This window comes from Actinomycetota bacterium, from assembly GCA_041658565.1.
Taxonomy (GTDB): Bacteria; Actinomycetota; AC-67; order AC-67; family AC-67; genus JBAZZY01.
Genome location: JBAZZY010000096.1, coordinates 1 through 2,633 on the forward strand (window position 1 = coordinate 1; position 2,633 = coordinate 2,633).

3 protein-coding genes are annotated in these 2,633 nt (G+C 66.6%); 2 read left to right on the top strand and 1 reads right to left on the bottom strand.

Features of this window, described 5'->3' with window-relative positions; all coding sequences use genetic code 11:
• The coding region (locus tag WDA27_15330; GenBank protein MFA5892297.1) for an alpha-E domain-containing protein at positions 1-727 on the top strand (727 nt) is incomplete at its 5' end.
• On the top strand, positions 724-1,599 hold the full coding sequence (locus WDA27_15335) for a transglutaminase family protein (protein ID MFA5892298.1): 876 nt from the start codon (positions 724-726) through the stop codon (positions 1,597-1,599). The genes WDA27_15330 and WDA27_15335, both read left to right, overlap by 4 nt.
• Before the next feature lie 40 nt (positions 1,600-1,639).
• On the opposite strand, the gene WDA27_15340 is transcribed toward WDA27_15335, so the two are convergent.
• Positions 1,640-2,633, bottom strand: a 994-nt coding sequence (locus tag WDA27_15340; GenBank protein MFA5892299.1) for an alpha/beta hydrolase, incomplete at its 5' end; no start/stop codon positions are given.

Below are 2,633 nucleotides of genomic sequence, written 5' to 3' on the forward strand. Positions count from 1 at the left end.
CAAGCTCTATCGCGTCGCCAACCTGACGCGTGATCGCCTCTCGCTCGAAGCCTGGCGCGTCTTGAGCCATTTCCGCCCCGGCGCCGACTGGCGCCGCGAGCTTGCCGCCGCCCCGCCGGAGGCGCTGCTCGACCTCATCGAGGACGGCCTCGGCTGGCTCGCCGCCTTCAACGGCCTCATGCACGAGAATATGACCCGCAACAAAGGCTGGGTGTTCCTCGATATGGGGCGCCGCGTCGAGCGCGCCGGCAACATGAGCGAAGCCATCCTGTGGCTGTTCGGGCATCCGCTCGGGCGCGATGAGGAAGCGGGACGGCTGTTCTTCCTGCTCGAGGTGGCCGACAGCTTCATCACGTACCGCTCGCGCTACCGCCTCGATCCGATGCTGCCGCTGGTGCTCGACCTGCTGCTGCTCGACGAGACCAACCCGCGCAGCCTCGCCTATCAGCTGGCCAGCATCTCGCAGCACCTCGCAGCACTGCCGCAGGCCAAGCAGGGCGTCAGCCTCACCGACGAGCGCCGCATCATTCTGTCGATGCTGACGGCGATCCGCCTCGCCGACGTCGAAGCGTTCGCCAAGGACAGCGCGCGCTCGGAGCTGCAGGCGGCGGTGCGCAACCAGCTGCGCCTGCTGCCGCAGCTCACCACGGCCATCGAGCGGCACTACTTCAACCTGCTCGAGGAACAGCCGCACCGCGTCCACACCCGCATCGAGCCGAAGCCATGATCTACGATGTGAGCCATCGCACCACTTACCGCTATTCGACGCCGGTGGCGCAGAGCCAGCACATCGTGCACATGTCGCCGCGCGCCATCGAACGCCAGCGGGTGAAGGGGCACGCGCTGCTCATCGAGCCGGCGCCCACCATCCGGACCGAGCGCGAGGACGTCTACGGCAATCGCGTCGTCATGTTCGATATCGAGCAGGAGCATAAAGAGCTCATCATCCACGCGCGCAGCACCATCGGCGTGACGGCGGCGCGCCCCGTCGACCTCGCCGCCAGCATGCCGTGGGAGGCGGTCGTCGCCGCCATCGCCGATCCCAAGCCCGGCATCGATCTGGAGGTGGCGCGCTATGCCTGCGCGTCCAAGCATACGCGCTCGACCGCCGAGATCGCCGCCTATGCACGGGGCTTCTTTCCCGCGGGACGGCCGGTGCTGCAGGGCACCTGGGACCTCATCGCCAACATCTACGACGAGTTCACGTTCGATGCGACGGCGACCGACATTTCAACCCCGGTGACGCAAGTGCTGCACCAGCGCCGCGGCGTGTGCCAGGACTTCTCGCACCTGGCGCTCGCCTGCCTGCGCGCCATGCGCCTGTCGGCCCGCTACGTCAGCGGCTACATCCTGACCAGCCCGCCACCGGGCGCGCCGCGCCGCGCCGGCGCCGACGCCTCGCATGCGTGGATCGCGGTGTGGTCGCCGGCGTACGGCTGGGTCGACTTCGATCCGACCAACCGGCTCATCCCGCGCGATGGGCACATCACCATCGCCTATGGCCGCGACTACGACGACGTGAGCCCCATCAGCGGCATCCTGCTGGGCGGCAACGATCACACGGTGCACGTCGGCGTCGACGTCGTGCCGGTGGGCTAACGCACTTTCACGGCACAACACCGCACCGCAGGTCTATCCGCTATGGCGAAAGGCGCCAGTAGCCGCCTTTGGTCGAGTTGACGGGCTCGATCTTGTCGGAGCGTGCGTCGGGCGGGTGGACGTCGCCCTCGATCAGCTTGCCCATATCCTTCACCAGGGTCTCGTTCTGCGCAAAGCCTGAGTGATTGAGCGCGAAGATATCGGTGCTGGCCGCGGTGACGTCGATGGTTTCGATGCCCGGCAGCACGATAGGCCCGGATGCCGGAACGTCACCGGCGCGATAGCTGCCCCAGAAGTTACGCGAGACAAGAAGGGCGCGATCGTTGGCCGAAGCGTACAGCGTCACACCGCGCGACAGCCCCTCGATGCTCTTCGCCATGTTGGCGAAGTTGTCGATATCGACGTCGGGGGCGGCGAGGATCAGCTGGCTGATGACGGCGTCGGACCCGGGCGATGCATTGAACTCCCGCAGCACGTTCAGCACGGCCTGGTTGCCCATGCTGTGGGCGATGATGCTGATCGACTTGGCGCCGGTTTCCTTGACCACCATGTCGAGGAATGCGCGCAAATGCGGCCGGGCTCCTTCGGCGCTTTCGCGGTCATAGGTGTAGCTCGTCACCGCGCCGCCGGACGGCCAGCTGTAGACGAACGGGACGCCGTCGAACTCCATGTCGTAGGCGATCTGCGCCGCCCGGTAGAGAGCGTTGTCGAACGGCGTGTTGTAGCCGTGCACAAAAACGGTCGCGTGGTCTTTGAAGCGCGTCGACGAGGCGAGGCGCTCGCGCACCAGCGACAGGAAGTCGGCCTTCGACAGTCGCTTCACCTGCTGCAGAGTGAAGTGCTTGGCCGGATCCTCGGTCTCCTCGTAGATCACAATGTCGAAATAGGGGATGTGCAACGCATAGGGACGCTCGACCTCGGGTATCTGGTGGGACTTGGGGATGGTGACCAACGCGCGCCCGAGATCGAGGCGGTGGCCGCGGTCCGAGCCGTAGGCGGCGCGCTTCTCGTTGGGCTCCTCGCCGCGGTCCGTG